Origin of the sequence: Vreelandella jeotgali Hwa (genome assembly GCF_000334215.1) — a bacterium.
Lineage (GTDB): Bacteria > Pseudomonadota > Gammaproteobacteria > Pseudomonadales > Halomonadaceae > Vreelandella > Vreelandella jeotgali.
In genome coordinates this window covers 1-24113 of sequence record NZ_AMQY01000003.1, presented here as the reverse complement: position 1 = coordinate 24113, position 24113 = coordinate 1, and the positions used below count along the sequence as shown (strand labels likewise).

The following is a 24113-nucleotide window of genomic DNA, read 5'->3' as shown; positions in this document are numbered from 1 at the left end:
GGTCTAGCCCCGGTAGCCTGCCCTGATCCGGTCGAAGGCGCGCGCTGCTGCATCCGGCACGGCAAATTTGCCCAGCGAGCGCTCGAGACGCGCGAGGTTGGCCCGGCGCCATTTTCCTGATGCGCGCAATCGGCAGCGGTCGAGATCAATCAGCCAGGGTGTCCTGTCGGCGTCGACAAGAATGTTACGGGCGTTGAGATCGACGTGGTCGAGCCCGGTGTCGTGAAAGCGGCGGATCATTTGCCCCACCCGTTCCAGGAGTTCGGGGGTGGCGTCGTTGTTTTTCAGTAGCGTTGCCAGCGCCCGAGCGCCGGCAATGCGCCGGGTGATCAACGTTGCCTCGTAGGTCAGCCCGCGGCGGGTAACGCAGGTGGCCACCGGGCGGGGCACCGGCAGACCTTGGCTAAAGAGTTCAGCGGTCAGGCGCATTTCGCGAAAGGCGCGGGTGCGCTCGGCACCGGCCCACAGGTAGCGATCTTCGCTCAGCCTGGCTATCAGCCCGCCACGCCGGTAGGGGCGCAGTGTCCACTCCATGTTGCTATCGGGGCAGGGGGCGACGAAGAGGCTGCTGCCACGCCCGGGCGCTTCGCCGATCACCAGCCCGCGCGCATGCCAGATAGCCGGAGAGAAGTCGTCCGGCGTTAGCGGCTGGGGGTGGCGGGAACAGGTTTTTGGCCGTTGTTTTTGGCGCAAACATGGCGCCTCACATAGAATGTCGGCATCGTGTAGTATCAGACTTTTTTTCTGCCGGAGTGCCGCTAAGCGCATGACGTCCTCTCTGCCTGCCAATCCCCGCCATATTGCCATTCTGCGCCTTTCCGCGCTGGGTGATGCGTGCAATCTCGTGCCGACGATACGCGCGCTGCAGCGCCGCTGGCCCGAGGCTCGTATTACCTGGATCATTGGCAAGGGGGAGCACAGTTTACTGACCGGGCTTTCCGGCGTCGACTTCGTGGTCTATGACAAGGCCAGCGGATTCGCGGGGATGCGCGCGCTGTGGCGCCAGCTGGCCGATACTCGCTTTGATGTGCTGCTGCACATGCAGCAGGCCCTGCGCGCCAGCGTGCTGTCCCTGGGCCTCAAGGCTGATGCTCGGCTGGGGTTTGACAAGGCACGGGCCAAGGACTGCCAGCACTGGTTCACCGGCCACCGATTGGCGCCGCATCCCCGGGCGCACGTGCTGGAATCGTTCATGGACTTTGCTCGGGCGTTTGGGATCGAAGACGATCGCCTGGCATGGCACCTGCCGGTGCCGCCGGAGGCGTACGACGAAGCCCGCCAGCTTAGTGGTGAGGCGCCGTACCTGGTGATCAACCCTTGCAGCAACGTGCGGCTGCGCAATTTTCGCAACTGGTCGGTCGAAGGCTATGCCAGCGTGATCGAGCACGCTTGGGTGCAGCACGGCCTGAAAAGCGTGCTGACCGGTGGCCCCAGCACCATCGAGCAGGAAACCGCCGAGCAGATACAGGCCTTGTGCCAGCCGGAAAGCGTGATCAACGCCGTCGGTGCTACCTCACTCAAGGGAATGCTGGCGCTGCTGGAACGCGCTCGCGCGGTGATTGCGCCGGATACCGGTCCGGTACACATGGCCAATGCCCTGGGCACACCAACATTGGGGCTCTTTGCGACGACCAATCCGCAGCGCGCCGCGCCGTATTGCTGGCGTGATTTTGCGGTCAATGCCTATCCGTTGGCGGTGCGCACCTATTTGCATAAAGCCGTCGGGGATGTGTCCTGGGGGCAGCGCGTGCGTCACGCCGACGCCATGCGGCTCATCGAGACCCGCGAGGTCGTGGCCAGGCTGGAAGCGCTACTCGAACACACCGGAAGGACGACCGATGAACGTTGATCTAAGCGCCCTGGAACAGGCTCGCGTACTGGTCGCGGGTGATGTCATGTTTGATCGCTACTGGCACGGGCCGGCCTCGCGGATTTCTCCCGAGGCGCCGGTGCCGGTAGTACGGGTGGAAGACGCCGACGACCGTCCCGGCGGGGCGGCCAACGTCGCACTGAATATTGCCTCGCTGGGGGCAAGCGCGGGGCTGGCTGGCGTGGTGGGTGACGACGACAACGCCAGTATGCTCGCCGGGCAGCTGGCAACGGCAGAAGTGAGCACCTACTTTCAGCAAAGCGCCGCCGTGCCCACGATGACCAAACTGCGGGTGATGAGCCGTAACCAGCAGCTGCTGCGCCTCGACTTCGAGCAGCGCCTGGATAACGTGGATACCACCGAGCTGGTGGATCACACTCGGCAAGCGCTGGCTCAGCATGATGTGCTGGTTTTGTCGGACTACGGCAAGGGCACGCTCAACCGCGTCGAAACCTTTATCGAGGCCGCTCGTCGGGCGGGCAAGCGGGTGCTCGTGGATCCCAAGGGTACCGACTTCAGCAAGTACCGCGGTGCCAGTCTAATAACACCCAATCTGAGCGAGTTCGAGGCCATCGTCGGCCGCTGCGAGACCGACGCCGAGCTGGCCGAGCGGGGCGAAGCCCTGCGCGCCGAGCTTGATCTGGAAGCCCTGCTGATCACCCGCAGCGATAAGGGCATGACGCTGATCCGCGCAGGCGAGCCGCCGCTGCATCTGCCCACCCGGGCTCGCGAAGTGTTCGACGTGACCGGCGCCGGCGATACCGTGATTGGCATGATGGGGCTGGCGCTGGCTGCCGGGCACGACTTTGCCGATGCCATGACGCTGGCCAACCTGGCCGCCGGGCTGGTGGTGGCCAAGCCCGGCACCGCGACGCTCTCACTGGGCGAGCTGTACACCGCGCTGCACGGCGATGCGCTGGGCGAATTCGGCGTCGTGGAGCAGCTGCCGGTGGTCAATGCGGTGCGCGCCGCCCAGGCCCGGGGTGAGCGCGTGGTGATGACCAACGGCTGCTTCGATATCCTCCACGCTGGGCACGTCGCCTACCTGGAGCAGGCGCGCGCGCTGGGTGACCGGCTGGTGGTCGCGGTGAACGACGACGCCTCGATCGCCCGGCTGAAAGGCGACGATCGCCCGATCAACCCCCTCGAACGGCGCATGCAGGTGCTTGCCGGGCTGGGCGCGGTGGACTGGGTGGTGCCGTTCAGCGAGGACACCCCGCAATCGCTGATCGAGACGGTGCTCCCCGACGTGCTGGTCAAGGGCGGCGACTACCGCCCCGAGGATATCGCCGGCGGTGAGGCCGTGCGTGCCAATGGCGGCGAGGTGAAAGTGCTGAGCTTTGAAGACGGCGTTTCCACCTCGGCGATGATCGACACTATCCGCAGCCGTGGCCGCTAGATGACTCACCGGCCGCGCCTTGCCTGCTCCCGAATGGCCTATTCTGCCGCGCTCTACGCGCTTGCACCGCTGATTATCAAGCGCGTGTGGCGTGAGTGGTTGCCCACTTATCCGCGTCGTCAGCGGCTGGGCCTGGGGCTGAATCTGCCTGATGCAAAGGGCCTGCCTACGCTCTGGCTGCATTGCGCCTCTGTCGGTGAGGTGCGCGCCGCTCGCCCGTTGATCGAGGCGCTGCTGGAACGCTACGTAGGCTACCGCCTGCTGGTCACCACCATGACCGCCACCGGGGGCGAACAGGTGCAAGCGCTTGCCAACCGGTTACCCGAAGGGACGGGAGAGCGGCTGATACACCGCTTTGTGCCGCTGGACTGGCCGGGCAGCGCGCGGCGCTTTGTTGCCCGGGTACGCCCGGCGCTGGCGGTAATGTTCGAGACCGAGCTGTGGCCCAACCTGCTTCACGCCTGCCGCCGCGCCGAGGTGCCGGTGGCGGTGGTCAACGGCCGGCTATCGCCGCGGGCCTTTGACCGCTATCGGCGTATTCGCTCGCTGATGGGCCAGGCACTGGGCAATGTCAGCTGGCTGGCGGCCAAGTCCGGTGCCGATGCCGAGCGCTTTGCCGCGCTGGGCATGGCGCGCGAGCGTATCGACGTGGTGGGGTCGCTGAAGTTTGAGGTGACGCGGGATGCCGGTGTTTACAAGGTAAGCAAGGGCTTGCGCACCGCTATCGGCGAGCGGCCGGTGTGGGTAGCAGGCTCGACCCGCGACGGCGAGGAAGCCGCGCTGTTGGATGCGCATCAAACGCTGCGCCGGCGCTACCCCGACGCATTGCTGGTGCTGGTGCCGCGCCATCCCCAGCGTTTTGATGCTGTGGCCGACGAGTGCCGGGCGGCAGGCTTTGACACCGCTCGGCGCAGCCTGGAAGAGCGGGTCACGCCGGAAACGGCGGTGTATCTGGGCGATACTCTGGGCGAGCTGGGCGCGCTCTACGCCGCCGGCGCCATCGCCTTCGTCGGCGGCAGCCTGGTGCCGCTGGGCGGGCAGAACGTCGTCGAGCCGGCGAGCCTCGGGCGGCCGGTGCTGACCGGCCCTTCGCTGGAGAACTTCAGCGACGTGGCCGTGCCGCTGGAAGCCGCCGGGGCGCTGGCAACTGTAGCCGATGCCGCCGGTCTGGCCGAGGCGCTGATTGACGCTTTTGAAAACCCCGACGAAACCCGCCGGCGGGGGAAGGCCGGCGAGCAGGTCGTTGTCGAACAGCGCGGCACCCTCGAGCGCACCCTGAGCGGGCTGGGTCGGCAGCTTTCGCCGGAAGCACGGTAATGCACCGGTTATTGCCCCGCGATTCGTTCCACACTGTCGTCCTTGCCCAGCAGCAGTACATCGGCGCCCCGGGCAGCGAACAGTCCGTTGGTGACGACGCCGGCAATGGCGTTGAGCCGGGCTTCCATCGCCAGCGGATCGTCGATCATGAAGTCGTAGCAGTCGATGATCGGGTTGCCGTTATCCGTTGTGACTCCCTGCCGGTACACCGGGCTGGCGCCCAGCTTCACCAGCTCGCGTCCCACGTAGGAACGGGCCATGGGGATGACCTCGACGGGCAGGGGGAAATCGCCCAGCTGCGCGACATATTTGGAGGCGTCGGCGATGCAGATAAAACGCTCGGCGCACGCCGCCACGATCTTTTCCCGTGTGAGGGCCGCGCCGCCGCCCTTGACCATTCGTAAGTGATCGCTGACTTCATCGGCGCCGTCGATGTAAAACGGCAGGGTGCCGACGCTGTTAAGCTCAAACACCTCGATACCCCATGCCTTGAGGCGCTCGGCGCTGGCCTCGGAGCTGGCCACCGCGCCCTGGAAGCGGTCGCGTAGTGGCCCCAGCCGGTCGATAAAGAGATTGACGGTAGAGCCCGTGCCGATACCGAGCACGGTGTTGCTGTCCAGCGAGGGTTCGATTTCCTTGATGGCGGCGTCGGCGACGGCAGCCTTGAGTTCGTCCTGGGTCATGCAAGCCTCTGGTCGAAAGATCATCGGGGCGGTGAAGTGCATAGTATAGCGCCACGATGCCGCGCTGCCGATGCTGGACGCGCCCGGTAACAGTCTGCTAACAATAGCGGGCTACCCGAATTGTTTACAAAAAACCGAGTCCTCCTCTTTAACTCCGCCTGCGTGCGGCTTCTATCCGTGAGATACCAGAATGCTCGAAGCTACCGTGAAGAAGATTCTCCAGGCCCGTGTTTATGATGCCGCCTGCGAGACGCCGATTTCCTCTGCTGCTTTTCTGTCACGTCGCTTCGGTAACACCATTCTGATCAAGCGCGAGGATCTGCAGCCGGTGTATTCGTTCAAGATTCGCGGCGCCTACAACAAGATGGCGCAGCTGACCGATGAGCAGAAGGCCAGGGGCGTGATCGCTGCCTCGGCCGGCAACCATGCCCAGGGGCTGGCCATGGCGGCCACTCGCATGGGGGTGAAAGCTACCATTGTAATGCCGCGCATCACCCCGGAAATCAAGGTCGCGGCGGTGCGTGCCCGGGGCGCCAAAGTGGTGCTCAAGGGCGATGCGTTCAGCGAGGCCGCCGAGCACGCCCGTGAGCAGGTGGAAGAGCACGGCTATACCTACATTCCCCCTTTTGACGATATTGATGTCCTCGCCGGCCAGGGAACCGTGGCCGTGGAAATGTTGCGCCAGCATGCCGACCCGCTGGATGCCGTCTTTGTCCCCGTGGGCGGCGGCGGACTGATCGCCGGGGTGGCCGCCTACATCAAGTATCTGCGCCCGGAGATCAAGGTGATCGGCGTGGAGTCCGAGGACAGCGCCAGCCTCAAGGCTGCATTGGACGCCGGCCGGCGCGTTACCCTGGATCAGGTGGGCGTGTTTGCCGAGGGCGTCGCGGTCGCTCAGGTGGGTGAGGTGCCGTTCGCGGTCATGAAAGATCTCGTGGACGATGTCATCACCGTGACCGCCGATGAGATGTGTGCCGCGGTCAAGGATATTTTTGAAGACACGCGGGCGGTATCGGAAACCTCCGGCGCGCTGTCGTTGGCCGGACTGAAAAAATATATTCAGCAGACCGGTGCCCAGGGCGAAACGCTGATGTGTGTCAACTCCGGCGCCAATACCAACTTTGATCGCCTGCAGCATATTGCCGAGCGTACCTCGCTGGGCGAGCAGCGCGAGGCGATTCTGGCCGTCACCATTGCCGAGAAGCCCGGGAGCTTCAAAAAGTTCTGCCGTACCCTGGGCAAGCGGATGGTTACCGAGTTCAGCTACCGCTACGCCGATGACAGCGAGGCGCATATTTTTGTCGGCGTGCAGGTCAAGCCCGGTGGTGACGATCGCCAGGCGGTGATTCGGAAGCTCCAGGAGGCGGGCTATCAGGTAGAGGATTTCACCGATAACGAGCTGGCCAAGCTGCATATTCGTCACCTGAGCGGCGGTCGCCCCAGCGCCGACGTGCCGGAAGAGCTGTACCGTTTCGAGTTTCCCGAGCGTCCGGGCGCGCTGATGAACTTCCTCACCAAACTGCCCCACAACTGGAATATCTCGCTGTTCCACTACCGCAACCACGGCGCCGCCTATGGCCGCGTACTGGTGGGCATGCAGGTTTCCAACGGTGACAGCGATCATGTGGAAGAGCATCTCGACGCCATTGGCTACCGCTATTGGCAGGAAAGCGATAATCCGGCCTATCGCCTCTTCATGGCCTGAGCTGGAAACGCTGTTCGCGCCTCGATCTGCGCCGTTGTGCACAAAATAGCGATTTGATGCTCATTTTCGACGTTGTCAACGACCGCCCAGGCAGCTTATAGTCATGGTTAATACGACGGCAGGCTCATAGGAAAATCATATAGCGCCTGCCGACGGTCATGATGTTGTCAAGGTCCGGCGCTAGGCCGGATCCATTTTCCTGGAGAAGCGGTATGCGTCGCAAAAAGCCGGACATGATTACGGCACTTACGGTAGTCTTTCTGCTGGGCATTCTGGCCACGGGATATGCTCAGGCCCTGTCCGGCAGCTAAACGACGACCGAGGCCTGTATCTGGCCAATAAGTGAAAACGGGCTGCGCCTCCAGGGCGCAGCCCGTTTTTCAATGTCCGTTTTTCAATGCCGCTTTTTTAATATCGTTTTTCATCTCAATACCGCCATGCGATAGCGACGAACGCGCTTCAACGGCGGACGATGCCGGCATCGGTAGCAATCGCGCCGAGGGGGATATCCCAGGGCTCAACCGGCAGTGTTTCCACTTCCTGACAGGCGTGGGCTACGCCGATGAGCGTCGGTGCCGGGCGCCGATAGCGCATGAAGGCCAGGGTGCGGTCGTAAAAACCGCCGCCCATGCCCATGCGGTTGGCGCGGGCGTCAAATCCCACCAGCGGTACGATCAGAGTATCCAGCGCCCAGGCCGGCAGGCGGTTCTGGCGGCGCGCGCTGAATGCCGCCGCCGGTTCACGAATGCCAAAGCGATTCCGAACCATCGGCGTATCAGGGCGGTAGGCCACAAACCACAGGGCGTTATCGGCCAGCGGCCGCAGTACGGGCAGATAGACGCTGACCCCGCGGCGATACAGCCAGGGCAGGAGCGGTTGCGGGTCGATTTCGCCGCCAAAAGGCAGATACAGGCTGATACGCCGGGCGCGTTGCAGCTCGGGCAGGGTTTTCAACCGGCGGCAAAGCCGAGCGGCAGCGGCGCGCTGCTGTCGTGATGAGAGTGCCCGGCGGCGGCGTTTCAGTTCGCGGCGCAAGGTCGGCTTGGTCGAATCGGCAACGGGGGCCGGTACCGCGGAGGAGTGTCGCGTAGCGGGCGTAACCGGATTGGCTGGCATGGGGTGATCACTACCGGCAAGGCGTGTGGTGGGCAGGTTCTCCGGAATGCCGCTGTTGCCATTGCCCTGAACCTAAAGGTTCAGGTCGGGAGGCCTCAGCCGAACCGTCAGGCTTTCCGTCGCACGGACATGCACACGGGTCCGGCTAGCGTGGCCTCCCTGGGTATAGCGCATAGGCTCGAGGGACTGTAGCAACTGGCGCACATCCCAGAGAACACCTTAATCCTACCAGAGCCGATGGCCGGGCCAAAGCCCGGGAGCCCGAGAAAAGGGCCGCTCGAGCCAGGGCGCCAGGATGGAGCGATGCGCTATGGCTGGCGATCCTTCAGCGCTTCATCCAGGCGTTCACCCAGGCGAGTCAGCTCGGCTTCACGGTCGCTGCGCTCGTCCAGCGCTTCCAGCAGCTCGTGGGTGATATTCAGCGCGGCCATGACCGTCACCCGGTCATTGCTCAGCGCCGAGCTTTGCGACTGGATGCCTTGCATGGCGCGATCCAGGTAGCGTGCGGCTCGCGACAGCTTGTCTTCCGCGCCCGGGTCGCAGGCAATGGTGTAGTGCCTGCCCAGCAGGGCGATTTCCGTGGTTGGACGCTTGGCGTCACTCATCCATTACTCCAGCGCAGGCCATCAGGGAATCTATGCGTTAACATGCCCGGATGGGCACGTAAAGCGAGGCTTGGTCCGGCGGATTGCCGGGCAAGACAAGCGGCTTAACTATAAGAGAGCCGCCGCGCCGGGGTCAACGCGCACGCCGGCGGGTGCCGTGAGCGTGCCCTTTCCATCATCATCTTACCCTGCCAAACGGATCGCCCTTGTATGTCTCTGATCGATGAACGCCAGGATTTTTCCGATGTTGCCGACGTCTTTTTGCTCCACGGCAGCATGCAGTCGCCGGCCTTTCTGGACGGCCGGCTATGCGCTCTATTGGCGCTCAAGGACGCCACTGCCGAGCAGTGGCTGGATGAGGTCTGTACCAGCCTGGGCATTGAGCAGCCGCAGGATTCGGCCAGTGCCGAGCGTCTGCTGGGCTGGCGCCGTCAGACGCTGGACGCTCTGAGCGCCAACGACATGAACTATGCCCCGTTGCTGCCCGACGAACTGTTTTCGCTGGCCGAGCAGGCGCGCGGCCTCCAGGAATGGACGCTGGGCTTTCTTGAAGTGCTCGAAGACACCGTGGACGACGACCTGCGCCAGCAGTGGTCATCGCCGCTGTGCGACGCGCTGGATGACCTGCCGGCGCTCAGTCGGATGGAAACCGATATCGAGGCCAGCGCCGAGAATGAAAACGATCTATTTGCGCTGACCGAGCACGCCCGCATGGCCGCCATGATGCTGTATACCGAACAGCACCCGGGCCAGCCTCAGGTTGAGCAAAGCGACGCCAGCCTTCATTAACCTCTCCATCCGACGCCTTCAGCAGGCTGTCGGCCTTTCACCCATCAGGAGCCTTCATGCTACCCGAGTCCCTGCCGCGACCGGCGGCGATCACCCCCGATGCCTACGCCACGCGTCGTACCGCGCTGATGGCCCGGCTGCCCGCCGACGCCGCCGTGATAATGCCCGGCGCCTCGCTGGTAACACGCTCGAAAGACAGCGAGTTTGCCTTTCGTCAGAACAGCGACTTCCACTACCTGACCGGCATTGTCGAACCCGATGCGCTGCTGCTTTTGCTGCCCGGCCGCGACGCCGGCGAAGCCGTAGTGTTCTGCCAGGATCGCGACCCGCTATGGGAAGCCTGGACCGGCCGCCGCCTGGGCGCCGCTGGTATGGTCGCCGAACACGGCGTGGATGAAGCCTTTGAAAACGCCGAGCGCGAGTCGCAGCTGGCCGCGCTGCTGGAGGGCCGCGAGCAGCTCTACGTTGCCTTTGATGACCCGGAGGCCATGGCACTGGCCGAGCAGACATACGCAGCGGCCACCGGCGGTCGCCGTGGGCTTCCTCCCGTGAGCGGGTTTCACGATGTCAGCCCGCTGATTCACGCCATGCGCCAGCGCAAGACGCCGGATGAGCTGGCCCTGATGCGCCATGCCGGCGAGATTTCCGCCCGCGCCCACAGCCGCATCATGCGCGCCTGTCGGCCGGGTCTGTTCGAGTATCAGCTGCAGGCCGAGCTGGAGCATGAGTTTGTCTGGCAGGGCGGCAGCGGGCCGGCTTACAGCACCATCGTCGGGGGTGGCGCCAACGCCTGCGTGCTGCATTACGTGGAAAACAGCGCCCCGCTCAATGACGGCGACCTGGTGTTGATTGACGCAGGCGCCGAATTTGACCTCTACGCCGGCGATATTACCCGCACCTTTCCCGTCTCGGGACGCTTTACCGCGCCGCAGCGCGAGCTTTACGACGTGGTATTGAAGGCTCTGGAAAATGCCGTGGCCGCGATCGGCCCGGGTGCTACGCTGAATGGCATCCATCAGAACGTGGTCCGCGATATGACGGCGGGGCTGATCGAGTTGGGGCTGCTGTCCGGTAGCGTTGACGAGCGCGTTGCCGACAGCAGCTACCGGCGCTTCTATCTGCACGCTACCTCTCACTGGCTGGGGCTGGACGTTCACGATGTGGGCAACTACCGCCGGGCCGACGGCACGCCGCTGCCGCTGGAACCCGGAATGGTGCTTACCGTGGAGCCGGGTCTGTATATCCCCGATGCCGAGGATATCCCCGAGGCTTATCGGGCGACGGGTATCCGCATCGAGGATGATGTTGCCGTTACCGCCGATGGCCATGAGGTATTGACCGCCGGCGTGCCCAAGCAGGCTGCTGATATAGAGGCGTTAATGGCCAATCAGTAACCAACTGATATTCGTTTCAGCCATCATTACGTAAATTACATTACGGCCGAGTCGCTGCGCCGCTGTGCGCGCCCGTCATGGCGCCGGGCAGAAAGTACGTGCCGTTCAGGAGTCAGCTATGGAGACATCCGCGCAAACGCTCACCCACGACCTGGTGATTGTGGGGGGTGGCCTGGTGGGCGCCAGCCTTGGTTGTGCGCTGGCGCCGCTGATGGAGCGCTACGGGCTCCGGGTGGCGATTATCGAAGCGGCGCCACTGCCGGCGTCACCGCAACACGAGGCGTGGCAGCCCAGCTTTGATGCTCGCGCCAGTGCCATTGCCGAAGGCTCGGCGGAGCGCTTTCGGCGTCTCGGGGTCTGGTCCGAGATGCGCCGCGAAGCAGCGCCGATTCGGCATATACATATCAGCGAACGCGGGCGGCTGGGCGCCACGCGTCTGGATGCCCGGGACGTCAACGTGGAGGCTCTGGGCCATGTGATTCCCAACGCCTGGATGGGGCGGGTGCTGCACCGGCAGCTGGCAGAGATGGAAGAGCTGGCGCTGGAATGGCACTGCCCGGCCAGGGTGGAGCGTATTGCCCCGGTGGCTGCCGGGCACTCTCTGGCGCTCTCCGACGGCAGTGAGCTGGTTGCCGGTCTGACCGTCCTCGCGGATGGCGGTCGGTCGGGCCTCAAGGAGCAGCTCGGCATTCACAGCCAGGCCGGGGATTACGCACAAACCGCGCTGATTGCCAACGTGGAAGTCAGCCAGCCGCATCATGGCGTCGCCCATGAGCGCTTTACCGCGGAAGGCCCGATCGCCTTGCTGCCGCTGGCGGGGAACACCATGGAGCTGGTCTGGACGCACCCGGAAGGGGACGAGAAAGCCCGCATGGATCTTTCCGACGGGGATTTTCTGGTAGCGCTGCAGCGTGCGTTTGGCGACCGAGCCGGGCGTTTTACCCGAGTGAGCAAGCGTTACGCCTATCCGCTGTCGCTGGTGACGGCAGAAGAGACCGTCCGCCCGGGGCTCGCAGTATTGGGCAATGCCGCCCATGCCCTGCATCCGGTGGCCGGCCAGGGATTCAACCTGGCGCTCCGCGGGGTCACCGATCTGGTCGACGCGCTGGAGAGCAGCCTGTCCGAAGGCAGGGTGCCCGGTGATATGGCCACACTCGGTGCTTTTGACCGCAAGCGTGCCCGGGACCGGCGTAGCGTGGTGCGCTTCAGCGACGGCCTGATTCGTCTATTTGGTGCACAATGGCCGCTGCTGCCCCAGGCGCGTGCCGCCGGGCTGGTGGGGCTCAACCTGGCCGGGCCGCTGCGGCGCGATGTGGCGCGCCGGGCCATGGGGCTGGAGCGCTAGCCGGCCGGATCGCGTACAGCGCCGGGCGGCTTTCGACATTTGGGTGGAATCTGGCACATCTCATACCGAATCACAGCGGTTGCCCCAGCCGGAAGAAAGGCCAGACAGCGATGAAACGGTGGCAATGGGATGACGAGGACGGTGGCTTTAACAGCGGTGGTTTCAACAGCGGCGGCTTCAAAAACGGTGGCGACGACAATGCAGGAACAGCAAACGGCGGGCGCGGATTTTGACGCCCTGATTGTAGGCAACGGCATGGTGGGAACGGCGTTATGCGCGCTGCTGGCGGAGGCCGGTATGCGCGTGGCGCTGGTTGAGGCACAGCCCGGGCCGTTGAGGCTGGAAGAGCTCGGCGAGGCGCCGGCGCCCCGGGTCAGCGCGCTGTCGCCGGTTTCCGTGCGGTTGCTTGAGCATCTCGGGGCCTGGCCGCTGATGACGAAAAAGCGGGTGACGCCGTATCGCGCCATGAGTGTCCGGGATGCGGAAGGCAGCGGTCGAATTGCCTTCAGCGCCGATGAGGCGGGCGTGGCCCAGCTGGGGTATATCGTCGAGAACAACCTGACCACGGCCGCGTTGAACGCCAGGGTGCTGGAGCACCCCGGCGTCACGGTATTTTACGGTTCGCGCGTCAAGGCGCTGCAGACGACCGCCACCGGGCGCTGGTTGCGGTTGGAGAACGGGCGCACGCTTGGCGCCCCGCTGGTGGTGGCCGTCGACGGGGCGCGCTCGGTATTGCGCGATATGGCCGACATCGATGTGGCCGAAGACGATATGGATCAGCATGCGGTGGTGACCACGGTGCGCTGCGAGTACCCCCACGGCGATACCGCGCGCCAGGTCTTTGTTGACGGCCAGCCGCTGGCCTTTCTGCCGCTGACGGTCGCCGGTGACGATCGTTACTGCTCGATTGTCTGGTCGGTCGATCCGGCACGCGCGCAGGCGCTGGAGGCCATGTCGCCTGCGGCATTGGGAGAGGCGCTGAGCGAGGCGTTTGAGCACCAGGCCGGGGAGGTAGAGGTGTGTGACCGTGCCTACCGTTTTCCTCTGGTGCAGCGCCATGCGCATCGCTACACGGCACCGCACTTTGCCCTGGTGGGTGACGCGGCCCACAGCATTCATCCGCTGGCGGGGCAGGGCGTCAACCTGGGGTTGATGGATGCCGCCGTGCTGGCAGAGGAAGTCACAACGGCCTTTCGGCGCGGTGCGCCCTGGGGCGATGAGCGTGTCCTGCAGCGTTATGCGCGCCGTCGCCGGGCGGATAACGCTGCCATGCTGAACCTGATGAAAGCGTTCAAGGTGCTCTTTGGTATTCGCCATCCCGGGGTACTGTTGGCGCGCAACGCGGGGATGAGCGGCCTGCATCGGTGGGTGCCCCTCAAGCGGGCGATCATGCGGCAGGCGGTAGGAGAGCGCGGCCGCCTGCCGCAAAGCTGCCGCTAGCGCTGGCGGCCGTTGACCACCTTGAGCGCCTTGAGAAGATTGAGCGCCTCGCTCAGCTGGTAGTCGTCGCGTAGCCGTGACGTGCTGTCGGTCCGGCTATCCCGGGAGCTACCCGGTGCGTCCAGATGGCCTTCCAGGTCGGCTTCATGCAGTTCAAAGCGGCTATCGGCGATGTCCAGCTGCCCGCGCACTACGTCCACGTCGGGCTGGATGCCCTGCGCCTGGATCGAACGGCCGTCGGGGGTGTAGTACAGCGCGGTGGTCAGCTTGATGCCTTCGTTGTCCCCCAGCGGCATCACCTGCTGCACCGAGCCCTTGCCAAAGCTGTCGGTGCCCATGATCACGCCGCGGTCCTGATCCTGCAGAGCGCCGGCGACGATTTCCGCCGCCGATGCACTGCCGCTGTTGACCAGAACGGCCAGTGGCACATCGCCACCGGGCGTTGCCGGAGTGGCCGAAAATGACATCCGGCTATCGTCCAGGCGCCCTTCGGTGTAGACCACGCGGCCCCGGTCCAGAAACAGGTCGGCCACGTCAACGGCGGCCTGGAGCACCCCGCCGGGATTGTTGCGCAAGTCCAGCACCAGACCGTCGAGCTGACCGCCTTCGGCGTCGTTTTGCATCGCCTCGATCGCCTGCTGGGCCTGTTCGGCCGTGCGTTCCTGGAACTGACTGATACGCAGGTAGCCATAGCCCGGCGCCAACGACTCATGCTTGACGCTTTGGGTCTGGATCTGTTGCCGGGTCAGGGTGAGCTGGCGCGGGCTGTCCTCGCCATCGCGCAGCACGGTAATCTCGAGCTCGCTTCCCGGCTCCCCGCGCATCAGCTCCACGGCCTTATGCATGGGCATACCGTCCGTGGAGATGTTGTCGATGCGCAGGATCACGTCCTGCGACATCACGCCGGCCCGAGAGGCCGGGGTATCGTCAATGGGCGTGATCACCGTAAGACGGTCGTCCTGCATGCCGACTTTAATGCCGATGCCGCCAAATTCGCCACTGGTGGATTCCTGGAGGCTTTGATACTCCTCTTCGTTCAGGTAGGCGGAGTGCGGGTCAAGCTCGCTGATCATGCCGCGCATGGCATTGCGCAGCAGGGTCCGGTCGTCCACATCTTCCACATAGGCGCGCTTGATGTGCTCGAAGACGTCGGCAAAGCTCTGGATCTCTTTCAGCGGCAGGGCATCGGCGGGCGGCTTGGGCTCGGAGGCCGATGCGGCCGGTGGCAGGCAAAGCACGGCGGCCGGCAGCAGCGCGGCCACAATACGCCGTGTTGTAGGTCGTTGCAGGATAGCAAATGGCGTCATCGTAACTCCGCAGGGCGATCGGCGGCAGATGCCGCCGGAAAAAGTCGGTCGCGCAAGCTTATCCCGTCAACGGCGGGCAAGCCAATGTTCGGGATTGACGGGCCGGCCGTTGCGGCGAAACTCGAAATACAGCGCGGCGTGGGGCTGTCCGCCGCTGTTACCCACGTGGCCGATGGCGTCACCGGCATCGACCTTTTCACCGGGCGTGCGGGTGAAACGCTGCAGGTGGGCGTAAAGGGTCATGACGTGATCGCCGTGGTCGATGATCAATAGATTGCCGAAGCCGCGCATCCAGTCGGCAAATACCACGCGGCCTTGGTGTACGGCCTTGACCGGTTGGCCCGCATCGGCGCTGACCAGAATGCCGCTGTTATGCACGCCCTTGCGATGGTGAAAGCCGGCGGCCAGCGACCCCGGCACGGGCCAAGGCAGCTCGCCTTGCTCCCCGGCGATTTGCGTGCCGGGCGTGGGGCCCGACAGTCGAGCCATTTTTTCGCGTATTTCTTCCAGACGCTTGTCGGCGGCTTCGCGGTCTTCCCTGAGCTCGGCCAGATGTTGGCTCTGGCTTTGTTCGCGCTGCCCCAGGGTATCAAGAAGTTCACGGCGTTTGGCGGTGCGCTTGGCCAGCGTCGCGCTTTTTTCCTTGAGGGTCTGGTTGGTCGTTTCCAGGCTGGCCTGGCGTTCGGCCAGCTCGGCGGCGTTTTCCGCCAGAGCCTCGTCCAGTTTGGCGATATCCGCCAGGCGTTGGTTGCGTGCCTGTGTCAGCCGATTGAGGTAGGCCTGCATGCGATCCACCCTGGCCGGATCGCCCTGGTTGAGCAGCAGCTTGAGCTGCGGGGCATCGCCCAGCCGGTACAGCGCGGCGAGCTGTTGGCCCAGCGCGTCCAACTGGGCCTGGCGGGTGGCTTCAAGGCGCTCACGGCGCTGGTTCAGCGCTTCGCTTTCGTCGGTCAGCCGGCGCCGCCTGGCCTGAACCTCGTCCAGCCGTTCATGGAGATCAGCCAGCGCTACCTCGACGTCGTGCAGCTTTTGCTCGGCATCGCTGCGCGCTTTCTCGGTGGTGGCCAGGCGCTCCGATGCTGCCTGGATATCTTCTCCCAGCGCATCGAGCTTTTCCCTAGCGGCCTCGGCATCCGGCCGCGCGTGGGCCGATAGGGCGCTCAGGCTCAGTGCGCACAGCAGCAGTACGCTGATGGCGATGCGCCGCGGGTTGGTCCAGCGCTGCAATTCAGCCCAGCTGCAGCAGTGGATTGCCGGTCATGGCCGCGGGGACCGGCTGATGCATCATCGTCAGCAGCGTGGGCGCCAGGTCGCACAGCCGGCCGTCCTGGAGTTCGACGGTGCGTTGGCCGACGTAGACCAGCGGAACGGTGAAGGTGGTATGCGCGGTTTGGGGCGCGCCGGTGACCGGGTGCACCATCTGCTCGGCGTTGCCGTGGTCGGCGGTAATCAGGCAGGCGCCGCCGGCCCGTTCAATGGCTTCCACCACACGGCCTACGCAGCGGTCGACGGTTTCAATCGCCTTGACGGCGGCATCGTAGTCGCCGGTATGGCCGACCATGTCGCCGTTGGCGTAGTTACAGATGATCAGGTCAAAGCTGTCGTCGTTGATGGCGCCCACCAGGCGGTCGGTGACGTCGATGGCGCTCATTTCGGGCTTTTCATCGTAGGTGCGCACGTCCTGGGGAGAGGGCAGCAGCAGGCGTGTTTCGCCCGCGAACGCTTCCTCGCGCCCGCCGGAAAAGAAGAAGGTAACGTGCGGATATTTTTCCGTTTCGGCGATGCGCAGCTGTGTCAGCCCGCGATTGGCGACGACTTCGCCCAGGGTATCGGTGAGGTTGTCCGGCGGGAAAGCCACCGGCGCCGGGATATCCTCGGCATACTGCGTCATCATCACCAGCCCTTCGCCGGCCAGCACCGGGCGCGAGGTGCGCTCAAAGCCGTCGAAATCGGGCTCGGTGAAAACGCGCGCCAGCTCCCGGGCGCGATCGGCGCGGAAGTTGGCAAAAATGGCCGCGTCGCCGTCTTCGATTACCACCGGGGCTTCGTGGACATGCATGCTGGTTGCAGTGACGAATTCGTCGGTTTCGTCACGTTCGTAAGCGTCGCGCAGCGCGGCTTCGGCGCTGATGGCATGGAAGTCGGCCTTGCCTTCGGTGAGCAGCTCGTAGGCGCGGGCCACACGCTCCCAGCGGTTGTCCCGGTCCATGGCGTAAAACCGCCCGATGATGGAGGCAATAAAGCCGTGGTCGGCACCGGCCAGCTCAGCCAGCCGGGCGTTGGTGCGCTCCAGCGAGTCCATGGCGCTTTGCGGCGGCATGTCGCGACCGTCGAGGAAGGCATGCACGTAGATGCGCTGGGCGCCGCGACGGGCCGCGAGCTCGGCCAGAGCGATGATGTGGTCTTCGTGGCTGTGTACGCCGCCGGGGGACAGTAGGCCCATCAGGTGAACCGCGCGGCCCTGTTCCACGGCATCGTCAATGGGCGTGGTCAGCGTCGTGTTGAGGTCGAGGTCACCCTCGTCCACGGCCCGGGTGATCCGGGTAAAATCCTGCGAGACAATACGCCCGGCGCCGATGTTCATGTGCCCGACTTCGGAGTTGCCCATCTGTCCATCCGGCAGCCCGACATGATGACCGTCGGTATGCACGAAGGCGCGGGGACGTTCGGCCCAGAGGCGATCCATATTCGGCGTATGGGCGCCGGCAACGGCATTGTGCTGGCTGTCCGGGTTGTGCCCATAACCGTCCAGAATGATCAGCGCTACCGGGCGCGGCGTGGTTGCAGTGCTCATGGAAACCTCGTGTCATTGGGCCGGGCGCCGGCGTGGCGCGGCGCCGCAGCGAATGCCGGATGAGGCGCATCATACCCCAGGCGGGCTGGTGTCGTCATGGCGGGGTATGCTCGTGGCAGGCCGGGGTGTGTATACTGTGCGCCTGGCGGTCACAAGGTAGCTGCCGCCAACCTGTTGACGGTTGGGTCCAGTAGGATGGTCGCTCCCGTCTGCCAGCCCGGGCGGATGAGCATCGACGACCCACAAAGACTATAGACCAAGAGATTGAGCGCGCGATGATCGATCAGCTGTTTGAATTTGCACAGAACCATTTGCTGCTGGTGGGGGCCTTTTTGCTGGTGCTGCTGGCCTGGCTTTTGTATGAAACGCGCAGCGCCGCGAGCAACGGGGTTACGTCGGGGGAAGCGACGCATCTGATCAACCGTGAAAACGCCGTGGTGCTGGATATCCGTGAAGACAAGGAGTTCAAGGCCGGGCATATTGCCGGTGCTCGCCATATTCCCCAGAGCAAGCTGGATGACCGTATGGCCGAGCTGGACAACAGCAAGGACAAGCCGGTCATCATCGCGTGCAAGCATGGCCAGAGTTCCGGCGTGGCGCAGGCTAAGCTGGCCAAGGCCGGCTTTGAGCGCGCACTGAAGCTCAAGGGCGGCATGGCGCAGTGGCAGGCCGACAGCCTGCCCGTGGTGAAAAAATAAGCCTTGTCACCGTAGCGCTGACAACATTTCTTCCAGTCCAACTTTCAGGAGGCCTTCATGGCAGACGATAACAACCCGCAGCAGGCCGGCGCGGCAGATGAAAAACCCAAGCTGACGTTTTCGCTGCAGCGTATCTACGTCAAGGATATTTCCTTTGAGGCGCCCAATTCGCCCGGGGTGTTCAAGCAGCCGTTCAAACCCAAGGTCAATCTGGATCTGGATACGTCCAGCACCCAAATTGCCGATGATCAGTATGAAGTCGTGATCAAGGTAACCGCTGAAGTCAACGACAGCGAGAGCGGCACCACCTCGTTTCTGGTGGAGGTCGAGCAGGCCGGCCTGTTCCGCATTGCCGGCATCGAGGGCGAGCAGCTGGATCAGACACTGGGCGCCTTTTGCCCCAATCTGCTGTTCCCCTACGCTCGGGAATGCGTGGATAGCCTGGTCAACCGTGGCGGCTTCCCGCCGCTGATGCTCTCGCCGGTCAATTTCGATGCCATGTACGCCCAGCGCAAGAAGCGCGAGGCACAGGCCGATAACGCCGAATAAACCATGCAGGCTGAGGAGTGGTACGCCGCGCATGGCCGGATGCCGCGCCTGTATGTGCCGGCGACGCTGGAGCCCGGGGGCGAGGTAACGCTGCCCGACGGTCCGGCGCATCACCTGACTCGAGTGCTGCGGCTGGCCGCCGGCGCGCCGCTGGTGCTGTTTGATGGCCAGGGTCAGGAGGCCGGCGTACGGCTTGCGGAGGTGTCGCGCAAACACGTTCAGGTGCGCGTGGAAGCCGTGTGGCCCGGGCGCCTTGAGTCGCCGCTGGCGGTGCATCTCGGGCAGGCGGTTTCCAAGGGCGACCGCATGGACTATGCCATTCAGAAAGCCGTGGAGCTGGGCGTGGCGGCGATAACACCGCTGTATACCCGCCACGGGGACGTTCGCCTGAAAGGCGAGCGCGAAGCCAAAAAGCTGGCCCACTGGCAGGCGGTGGCCGCCAGTGCCTGCGAGCAGTGCGGTCGCGCAACGCTGCCGCCGGTGCACCCGCCTCAGCGTTTGGGCGACTGGCTCCAGGCGCGCGACGAGTCGCTGCGGCTGATGCTGCATCCTGCAACGGAAAGCGCGCTTGAAGCAGCCAACGCGCCTGCTACGGCGGCGCTGCTGGTGGGCCCCGAGGGCGGGCTTTCAGCCGACGACGTGACGGCGGCGCAGGCAGCGCGGTTTGCTCCGCTTACCCTCGGGCCAAGGATTTTACGAACCGAAACGGCCCCCGTCGCTGCGCTGACGCTGCTGCAATATCGTTTTGGCGACCTTTGAGAAATCGGTTACTTGCAAGGAGCTGTTGGTCATGCCACAGGAAACGTCCCGCCCATCGTTCAGCGCCACCGAGACTTCCGCCCGTATCGGCGAGGTGGCGTATTTGCCGGTGGTGACGGTGAATAACACCGGCGCGTTTCTGCGCTGGGGGCAGCCCAGCGATGTGCTGCTGCCGTTCGCCGAGCAGCTGTTCCGCCCGGACCCGGGCAAACGCGTGCTGGTCATGCTGTACGAGGATGATCAGGCGCGCCCGGTCGCCTCGATGCGCCTGGAGCGTTTTCTCAGCGACGATGCCTGGGCGCTGGAAAACGGTGAGGCGGTCTCTCTTGTGGTAGCCGAGCGCACCGACCTGGGCATGAAAGTGGTGGTCAATCATCGCTACTGGGGGCTGATTTACGCCGACGAGATCAGCCAGCCCCTGCGCCGCGGGCAGGCGTTGCCGGGCTTTGTCAAACAGCGCCGTGATGACGGTCGCCTGGATATTTCCCTGCTGCCGTCCGGCAGTGCCCGGTTGGATGTCGTGGGTGAGCAGGTGCTGAAAGCCTTGCGCGAAAGCGGTGGCTACCTGCCGCTGGGCGATAAAAGTGCAGCCGCCGACATCAAGGCGCGGCTGGGGGTGAGCAAAAGCGCTTACAAACAGGCGACCGGCCGGCTTTATAAACGCGGTCTGGTCACGCTCGAGCCCCAGGCCGTGCGCCTGACACCGGGCGGGCCGGAAAGCCCGGCCTGATCGTGCCGTTGCCGGGAAGCGGTTGGGTCCGCTGTCCTGCGCAGGCATAATGCCGGCCCTGACACACTCCCGAGCGCGTTTTCCCGATGCGCTGGTTGCCGAATGGTGATTGCGATGAGCCAAGCAAGTCTGCATTTGGGCGTGGTGATGGACCCCATCACCGATATTGCCTACAAGAAAGATTCCACCATGGCCATGCTATGGGCCGCCCAGGATCGCGGCTATACGCTGCATTACATGGAACAGGAAGACCTGTTTCTCAACGCCGGGCAGGCCTACGCGCGCATGCGCCCGCTAACGGTCCATCGTGATCCCGACCACTGGTACGACATGGGGGAGGCCGACGCCCGGCCGCTGGCTGAGCTTGACGTTATCCTGATGCGCAAGGATCCGCCGGTCGACGCTGATTTTCTCAATGCCGTGCACTTGCTTGGGTTTGCCGAACGTGACGGCGTGCTCGTGGTGAATCCCACGCCGTCGCTGTTGACCTGTAATGAAAAGCTCTTTGCCCAGCAGTTTCCCGAGTGCTGCGCGCCCACTCTGGTATCGGCAAGCGATGCTGTGCTGCGGGCGTTTCATGCCGAGCACGGTGATGTGATCTTCAAGCCGCTGGACGGCATGGGCGGCAGCGGCATTTTTCATATCGCACCGGACGGCCGCAACCTCGGCGCGGTGATCGAGCAGCTGACGCTGGGCGGCACGCGGCAGGTCATGGCGCAGCGCTACCTGCCGGCGATCAAGGATGGCGACACGCGCATTCTGCTGATCGACGGTGAGCCGGTGCCTTACGGGCTGGCACGAGTGCCGCTGGCCGGGGAGACCCGCGGTAACCTCGCGGCCGGCGGTCAGGGCATCAGCCGTGAGCTGACAGCTCGCGATCGCTGGCTGGTCGAGCAGGTGCAGCCAACGGTGCGCCGGCTGGGGCTGATCTTTGTCGGGTTGGACGTGATTGGTGATTACATTACCGAGATCAATGTCACCAGCCCTACCTGCCTGCGCGAAATAGATGATCAGCGTGGCACTCGTATCGCCGACCAGCTTCTGGACGCAGTGGCACGCCGTCTATAGGCCTTTTCTATAGGCGCTTCCTATAGAAGCTGTCTACAGGAGCTGTTTATAGAAGCTGCCTATAGAAACTGTGCCAGCGTGTTTTGCTCGGGTGCCTCCATGCGCTCGGGCGTATGGCCACCGAACCTATTAGCCGCCGGCGTTATGTCGGCGACGCCGGGAGACTCATGCAAAGTTTGACGAACCATTTTCTACTGGCCATGCCGCACATGGACGAGTCCGATTTCGCCGAAAGCCTGATTTATCTGTGTGATCACGACGACAACGGCAGCATGGGGGTTATTGCCAACCGGCCGCTGGACTTTACCCTGGATGCCCTGTTTGACCAGCTGGAGCTGGGCGGCAGCCAGAGCCTGCACCGCAATGCGCCGGTATACTACGGCGGCCCCATGCACAAGGACCGCGGCTTTATCCTCCATCGCGGCAATAGCGATGACTGGGATTCGAGCCTCCAGGTGACCGACGAGCTGGCGCTGACCACATCGATGGATATGCTAAAGGCGCTGGCCAACAACGAAGGGCCCGAACGCTATATTGTCTGCCTGGGCTGCGCCGGCTGGGAAGTGGGCCAGCTGGAAAACGAGATCAAGGACAATGCCTGGCTGGTCGTTGAAGGCAATTCCAGCGTGTTATTTGAAACGCCGCCGGCCGAACGCCTGACGGCAGCGGCGGGGATTCTCGGCGTCGACCTGAACCTCATGACCCCCGATGCCGGGCACGCCTGATGGCCGCTGACGGGCAGCGGCTGGTGTTGGCGTTTGATTTTGGTGCCCGGCGCATCGGTGTAGCGGTGGGCAACGAAATGCTGCACAGCGCCAGGGAGCTGGCACCGCTCACCGCGCGGGACGGTATTCCCGACTGGCAGAAGGTAACCCGCCTGCTGGAAGAGTGGCAGCCGGATCTGCTGGTGGTCGGGCTGCCGTTGCACATGGACGGCAGCGAGTCCGACATGAGTGTGCGGGCGCGCAAGTTCGGCAACCGCCTCCACGGGCGCTACGGCAAGCCGTGCCGAATGGTGGATGAGCGTGGCTCTACCCGGGAGGCCAAGCAGATCGCCCATGAAGCCGGCCATTCGGGCAACTACCGCCATGATAGTGTCGACGGCATCGCGGCGGTGCTGATTCTGGAGGGCTGGTTTGCCCACCGCGAAGGCCTGCCAGGCGGGCGGCAGCAGGATTGACCCTGGATTCTGCCAGCGTCACGCATCCAGCGTTCCCAGCCTTTCGGGTACCCACCAGCCGACCGGGCGCCTGTCCTTTTCGATCAGTTCTTCCACCTGCAGCAGGGTGGCAAAAATGGCCATACGGACCGGAATGCCGTTATCGGTCTGGCGGAAAATCGCCAGCCGCGGATCGCCGTTCAGGTCAACGTCAAGATCATTGGCGCCGGCACGGCTATCCCGCGGGAGCGGGTGCATGATGATGGTGTCCGGCGTGCAGCGCTGATCCATGAAACGCTTGTTGACCACAAAGTCATCGGATACGCCGGCAAACGTTTCGCTCATCTCGCTGGTAAAGCGCTCCTTCTGAATGCGAGTCGTGTACACCACGTCCAGGTCGCTGAAGTCGTCGGCCAGACTGTCGCGCAGTTCAATGCGATGCCCGCGTGACGCCACGCGCTCGATAAGGTCGGACGGCATTCCCAGGCCGGGCGGAGCAACCAGAGTGATGCGCATGGGGTCATACAGGGAAAGCAGTTTGAGCAGCGAATGTACCGTGCGCCCATGAAGCAGATCCCCGGTGAGCAGGATATGCGCCCCGGCCAGCGTTTTACCTAGCTGCGCAAACTCCTTATCGATGGTGTAAAGGTCCAGCAGTGCCTGGCTGGGGTGCTCGCCGGCCCCGTCACCGCCGTTGATAACCGGCACGTTGGTTGCATCGGCAAACTCGGCGACCGAGCCCTGCTCGGGATGACGCATGACGATGGCATCGCAGTAGCCGCTCATGACGCGGCTGGTATCGTAAAGCGACTCCCCCTTGGCCATCGACGAGAAGGTGAAGCCGGTAGTGTCGCAGACGCTGCCGCCCAGGCGGCAGAACGCCGCATGAAAGCTGACCCGGGTGCGCGTACTGGCTTCAAAAAACAGGTTGCCGAGCACGGCACCTTCCAATGCGCGCGTTGTTTCACGCCGGCCGGCAATGGGTTCCATGCGTGCCGCAACACGCAACAGGTGGTCAACGCGGTCCCGGTCAAGCGTGTCAACGGAAAGCAGGTGCGGGTTCATCCAGGTGGGCTCCCTGAGTCAGGTAAATGGCAGCCTTTGGCAGGCTGGGGCATCATGCAATTAAGCGGTGGCATCAGTTTACCCGTACGCGCCGGCCAGACCGAAATGCTTTTTCGCGCCTTACCACAGCAAAATTCCGATTTCTTTTTGGCGTCCCCTTGCCAACCACCTCCACAGCCCTTATAGTACGCATCCGCTGCCGGCGACGCCCCGCGTTGCCGGCGGTGCAGGGCCTGAAAAAGCCTTGCCTGTCAGTCGGTTACACGATGTCTTGGTTTGGTTTTATTTTTCATCGTCGTTGACAGAGATTTAACAGGGTGT

Annotated in this window: 23 protein-coding genes and 1 other RNA gene; 15 read left to right on the top strand and 9 right to left on the bottom strand. The window is 64.0% G+C overall.

The window, feature by feature from the left end:
- Positions 1 to 3: 3 nt before the first annotated feature.
- Complete coding sequence (locus C793_RS0101125; RefSeq protein ID WP_026106030.1) at positions 4 to 768, bottom strand: 3-deoxy-D-manno-octulosonic acid kinase; 765 nt, start codon at positions 766 to 768, stop codon at positions 4 to 6.
- Between C793_RS0101125 and C793_RS0101120 the strand changes: the two genes are divergently transcribed.
- The 3 genes from C793_RS0101120 to C793_RS0101110 are packed head-to-tail and all read left to right on the top strand — an operon-like array spanning position 767 to position 4586.
- The gene (locus tag C793_RS0101120) at positions 767 to 1849 is read left to right on the top strand and encodes a glycosyltransferase family 9 protein (RefSeq protein WP_017429101.1); all 1083 of its coding nucleotides are present in this window, start codon (positions 767 to 769) and stop codon (positions 1847 to 1849) included. The genes C793_RS0101125 and C793_RS0101120 overlap by 2 nt on opposite strands.
- Positions 1839 to 3269: a bifunctional D-glycero-beta-D-manno-heptose-7-phosphate kinase/D-glycero-beta-D-manno-heptose 1-phosphate adenylyltransferase HldE gene (gene hldE / locus C793_RS0101115; RefSeq protein ID WP_017429100.1), complete on the top strand. Its 1431-nt coding sequence runs from the start codon at positions 1839 to 1841 to the stop codon at positions 3267 to 3269. The genes C793_RS0101120 and hldE overlap by 11 nt, the downstream gene beginning before the upstream one ends.
- Positions 3270 to 3302: 33 nt before the next feature.
- Positions 3303 to 4586, top strand: a complete 1284-nt coding sequence (locus C793_RS0101110; protein WP_017429099.1) for a 3-deoxy-D-manno-octulosonic acid transferase — start codon at positions 3303 to 3305, stop codon at positions 4584 to 4586.
- Positions 4587 to 4594: 8 nt separating this feature from the next.
- Here the strand turns inward: C793_RS0101110 and rpiA are convergent, their stop codons facing one another.
- On the bottom strand, positions 4595 to 5269 hold the full coding sequence (rpiA, locus tag C793_RS0101105; RefSeq protein WP_017429098.1) for a ribose-5-phosphate isomerase RpiA: 675 nt from the start codon (positions 5267 to 5269) through the stop codon (positions 4595 to 4597).
- A 190-nt stretch (positions 5270 to 5459) separates the two neighbouring features.
- Here rpiA and ilvA point away from each other — a divergent pair, with 190 nt between their 5' ends.
- Positions 5460 to 6974: a threonine ammonia-lyase, biosynthetic gene (gene ilvA / locus C793_RS0101100; protein WP_017429097.1), complete on the top strand. Its 1515-nt coding sequence runs from the start codon at positions 5460 to 5462 to the stop codon at positions 6972 to 6974.
- Between the two features lie 459 nt (positions 6975 to 7433).
- On the opposite strand, the gene C793_RS0101090 is transcribed toward ilvA, so the two are convergent.
- The 3 genes from C793_RS0101090 to C793_RS0101085 all read right to left on the bottom strand — a co-directional run bounded on the left by C793_RS0101090 (position 7434) and on the right by C793_RS0101085 (position 8695).
- A complete protein-coding gene (locus C793_RS0101090) occupies positions 7434 to 8090 on the bottom strand; it encodes a 5-formyltetrahydrofolate cyclo-ligase (RefSeq protein WP_083871870.1) in 657 nt (218 codons plus the stop codon).
- A 34-nt stretch (positions 8091 to 8124) separates the two neighbouring features.
- A non-coding RNA gene (gene ssrS / locus C793_RS14185) (6S RNA) lies at positions 8125 to 8307 on the bottom strand.
- A 91-nt stretch (positions 8308 to 8398) separates the two neighbouring features.
- The gene (locus C793_RS0101085; RefSeq protein ID WP_017429094.1) at positions 8399 to 8695 is read right to left on the bottom strand and encodes a cell division protein ZapA; all 297 of its coding nucleotides are present in this window, start codon (positions 8693 to 8695) and stop codon (positions 8399 to 8401) included.
- 210 nt (positions 8696 to 8905) lie between these two features.
- On the opposite strand from C793_RS0101085, the gene C793_RS0101080 reads away from it, so the two are divergent.
- From C793_RS0101080 to C793_RS0101065, 4 genes are all read left to right on the top strand, one after another.
- Positions 8906 to 9484, top strand: a complete 579-nt coding sequence (locus tag C793_RS0101080) for a UPF0149 family protein (RefSeq protein WP_017429093.1) — start codon at positions 8906 to 8908, stop codon at positions 9482 to 9484.
- Positions 9485 to 9540: 56 nt separating this feature from the next.
- Positions 9541 to 10878 carry a Xaa-Pro aminopeptidase gene (gene pepP, locus C793_RS0101075; protein WP_017429092.1) on the top strand — a complete coding sequence of 446 codons (1338 nt, stop codon included), beginning with the start codon at positions 9541 to 9543 and terminating at the stop codon, positions 10876 to 10878.
- A gap of 118 nt (positions 10879 to 10996) precedes the next feature.
- Positions 10997 to 12223 (top strand): 2-octaprenyl-6-methoxyphenyl hydroxylase, encoded by a 1227-nt coding sequence (ubiH, locus tag C793_RS0101070; RefSeq protein WP_017429091.1) that lies wholly within the window; start codon positions 10997 to 10999, stop codon positions 12221 to 12223.
- 198 nt (positions 12224 to 12421) lie between these two features.
- Positions 12422 to 13663, top strand: coding sequence for a UbiH/UbiF/VisC/COQ6 family ubiquinone biosynthesis hydroxylase (locus C793_RS0101065; RefSeq protein WP_017429090.1), 1242 nt, complete (start codon positions 12422 to 12424; stop codon positions 13661 to 13663).
- On the opposite strand, the gene C793_RS0101060 is transcribed toward C793_RS0101065, so the two are convergent.
- The 3 genes from C793_RS0101060 to gpmI all read right to left on the bottom strand — a co-directional run bounded on the left by C793_RS0101060 (position 13660) and on the right by gpmI (position 17764).
- Entirely contained in the window at positions 13660 to 14970 is a 1311-nt protein-coding gene (locus C793_RS0101060; RefSeq protein WP_051038317.1) for a S41 family peptidase, read from the bottom strand. The genes C793_RS0101065 and C793_RS0101060 overlap by 4 nt on opposite strands.
- Before the next feature lie 66 nt (positions 14971 to 15036).
- Entirely contained in the window at positions 15037 to 16197 is a 1161-nt protein-coding gene (locus C793_RS0101055; protein WP_017429088.1) for a murein hydrolase activator EnvC family protein, read from the bottom strand.
- A gap of 1 nt (position 16198) precedes the next feature.
- Positions 16199 to 17764 (bottom strand): 2,3-bisphosphoglycerate-independent phosphoglycerate mutase, encoded by a 1566-nt coding sequence (gene gpmI, locus C793_RS0101050; RefSeq protein WP_017429087.1) that lies wholly within the window; start codon positions 17762 to 17764, stop codon positions 16199 to 16201.
- A gap of 275 nt (positions 17765 to 18039) precedes the next feature.
- On the opposite strand from gpmI, the gene C793_RS0101045 reads away from it, so the two are divergent.
- The 7 genes from C793_RS0101045 (at position 18040) to ruvX (ending at position 22748) form a co-directional block, all read left to right on the top strand.
- Entirely contained in the window at positions 18040 to 18462 is a 423-nt protein-coding gene (locus C793_RS0101045) for a rhodanese-like domain-containing protein (protein ID WP_017429086.1), read from the top strand.
- A gap of 57 nt (positions 18463 to 18519) precedes the next feature.
- Positions 18520 to 19011 (top strand): protein-export chaperone SecB, encoded by a 492-nt coding sequence (gene secB / locus C793_RS0101040; RefSeq protein WP_017429085.1) that lies wholly within the window; start codon positions 18520 to 18522, stop codon positions 19009 to 19011.
- 3 nt (positions 19012 to 19014) lie between these two features.
- On the top strand, positions 19015 to 19770 hold the full coding sequence (locus tag C793_RS0101035) for a 16S rRNA (uracil(1498)-N(3))-methyltransferase (RefSeq protein ID WP_040475209.1): 756 nt from the start codon (positions 19015 to 19017) through the stop codon (positions 19768 to 19770).
- A gap of 31 nt (positions 19771 to 19801) precedes the next feature.
- A complete protein-coding gene (locus C793_RS0101030; RefSeq protein WP_017429083.1) occupies positions 19802 to 20500 on the top strand; it encodes a CvfB family protein in 699 nt (232 codons plus the stop codon).
- A 114-nt stretch (positions 20501 to 20614) separates the two neighbouring features.
- Complete coding sequence (gene gshB / locus C793_RS0101025; protein WP_026106028.1) at positions 20615 to 21568, top strand: glutathione synthase; 954 nt, start codon at positions 20615 to 20617, stop codon at positions 21566 to 21568.
- 167 nt (positions 21569 to 21735) lie between these two features.
- The gene (locus tag C793_RS0101020) at positions 21736 to 22293 is read left to right on the top strand and encodes a YqgE/AlgH family protein (RefSeq protein WP_017429081.1); all 558 of its coding nucleotides are present in this window, start codon (positions 21736 to 21738) and stop codon (positions 22291 to 22293) included.
- The gene (ruvX, locus tag C793_RS0101015) at positions 22293 to 22748 is read left to right on the top strand and encodes a Holliday junction resolvase RuvX (RefSeq protein ID WP_017429080.1); all 456 of its coding nucleotides are present in this window, start codon (positions 22293 to 22295) and stop codon (positions 22746 to 22748) included. The genes C793_RS0101020 and ruvX overlap by 1 nt, the downstream gene beginning before the upstream one ends.
- A gap of 18 nt (positions 22749 to 22766) precedes the next feature.
- On the opposite strand, the gene pyrB is transcribed toward ruvX, so the two are convergent.
- On the bottom strand, positions 22767 to 23792 hold the full coding sequence (pyrB, locus tag C793_RS0101010; RefSeq protein ID WP_017429079.1) for an aspartate carbamoyltransferase: 1026 nt from the start codon (positions 23790 to 23792) through the stop codon (positions 22767 to 22769).
- Positions 23793 to 24113: the final 321 nt, after the last annotated feature.

Excerpts from the sequence above, each read along its gene's own strand:
- gshB (WP_026106028.1), top strand. The coding sequence starts at position 20,615 with ATGAGCCAAGCAAGTCTGCATTTGGGCGTGGTGATGGACCCCATCACC.
- C793_RS0101125 (WP_026106030.1), bottom strand. The coding sequence starts at position 768 with ATGCGCTTAGCGGCACTCCGGCAGAAAAAAAGTCTGATACTACACGAT.
- C793_RS0101090 (WP_083871870.1), bottom strand. The coding sequence starts at position 8,090 with ATGCCAGCCAATCCGGTTACGCCCGCTACGCGACACTCCTCCGCGGTA.
- ruvX (WP_017429080.1), top strand. The coding sequence starts at position 22,293 with ATGGCCGCTGACGGGCAGCGGCTGGTGTTGGCGTTTGATTTTGGTGCC.
- C793_RS0101060 (WP_051038317.1), bottom strand. The coding sequence starts at position 14,970 with ATGACGCCATTTGCTATCCTGCAACGACCTACAACACGGCGTATTGTG.
- C793_RS0101020 (WP_017429081.1), top strand. The coding sequence starts at position 21,736 with ATGCAAAGTTTGACGAACCATTTTCTACTGGCCATGCCGCACATGGAC.
- C793_RS0101030 (WP_017429083.1), top strand. The coding sequence starts at position 19,802 with ATGCCACAGGAAACGTCCCGCCCATCGTTCAGCGCCACCGAGACTTCC.
- pepP (WP_017429092.1), top strand. The coding sequence starts at position 9,541 with ATGCTACCCGAGTCCCTGCCGCGACCGGCGGCGATCACCCCCGATGCC.
- C793_RS0101035 (WP_040475209.1), top strand. The coding sequence starts at position 19,015 with ATGCAGGCTGAGGAGTGGTACGCCGCGCATGGCCGGATGCCGCGCCTG.
- ubiH (WP_017429091.1), top strand. The coding sequence starts at position 10,997 with ATGGAGACATCCGCGCAAACGCTCACCCACGACCTGGTGATTGTGGGG.
- pyrB (WP_017429079.1), bottom strand. The coding sequence starts at position 23,792 with ATGAACCCGCACCTGCTTTCCGTTGACACGCTTGACCGGGACCGCGTT.
- C793_RS0101065 (WP_017429090.1), top strand. The coding sequence starts at position 12,422 with ATGCAGGAACAGCAAACGGCGGGCGCGGATTTTGACGCCCTGATTGTA.
- C793_RS0101080 (WP_017429093.1), top strand. The coding sequence starts at position 8,906 with ATGTCTCTGATCGATGAACGCCAGGATTTTTCCGATGTTGCCGACGTC.
- secB (WP_017429085.1), top strand. The coding sequence starts at position 18,520 with ATGGCAGACGATAACAACCCGCAGCAGGCCGGCGCGGCAGATGAAAAA.
- gpmI (WP_017429087.1), bottom strand. The coding sequence starts at position 17,764 with ATGAGCACTGCAACCACGCCGCGCCCGGTAGCGCTGATCATTCTGGAC.
- C793_RS0101085 (WP_017429094.1), bottom strand. The coding sequence starts at position 8,695 with ATGAGTGACGCCAAGCGTCCAACCACGGAAATCGCCCTGCTGGGCAGG.
- hldE (WP_017429100.1), top strand. The coding sequence starts at position 1,839 with ATGAACGTTGATCTAAGCGCCCTGGAACAGGCTCGCGTACTGGTCGCG.
- ilvA (WP_017429097.1), top strand. The coding sequence starts at position 5,460 with ATGCTCGAAGCTACCGTGAAGAAGATTCTCCAGGCCCGTGTTTATGAT.
- C793_RS0101120 (WP_017429101.1), top strand. The coding sequence starts at position 767 with ATGACGTCCTCTCTGCCTGCCAATCCCCGCCATATTGCCATTCTGCGC.
- C793_RS0101110 (WP_017429099.1), top strand. The coding sequence starts at position 3,303 with ATGGCCTATTCTGCCGCGCTCTACGCGCTTGCACCGCTGATTATCAAG.
- C793_RS0101045 (WP_017429086.1), top strand. The coding sequence starts at position 18,040 with ATGATCGATCAGCTGTTTGAATTTGCACAGAACCATTTGCTGCTGGTG.
- rpiA (WP_017429098.1), bottom strand. The coding sequence starts at position 5,269 with ATGACCCAGGACGAACTCAAGGCTGCCGTCGCCGACGCCGCCATCAAG.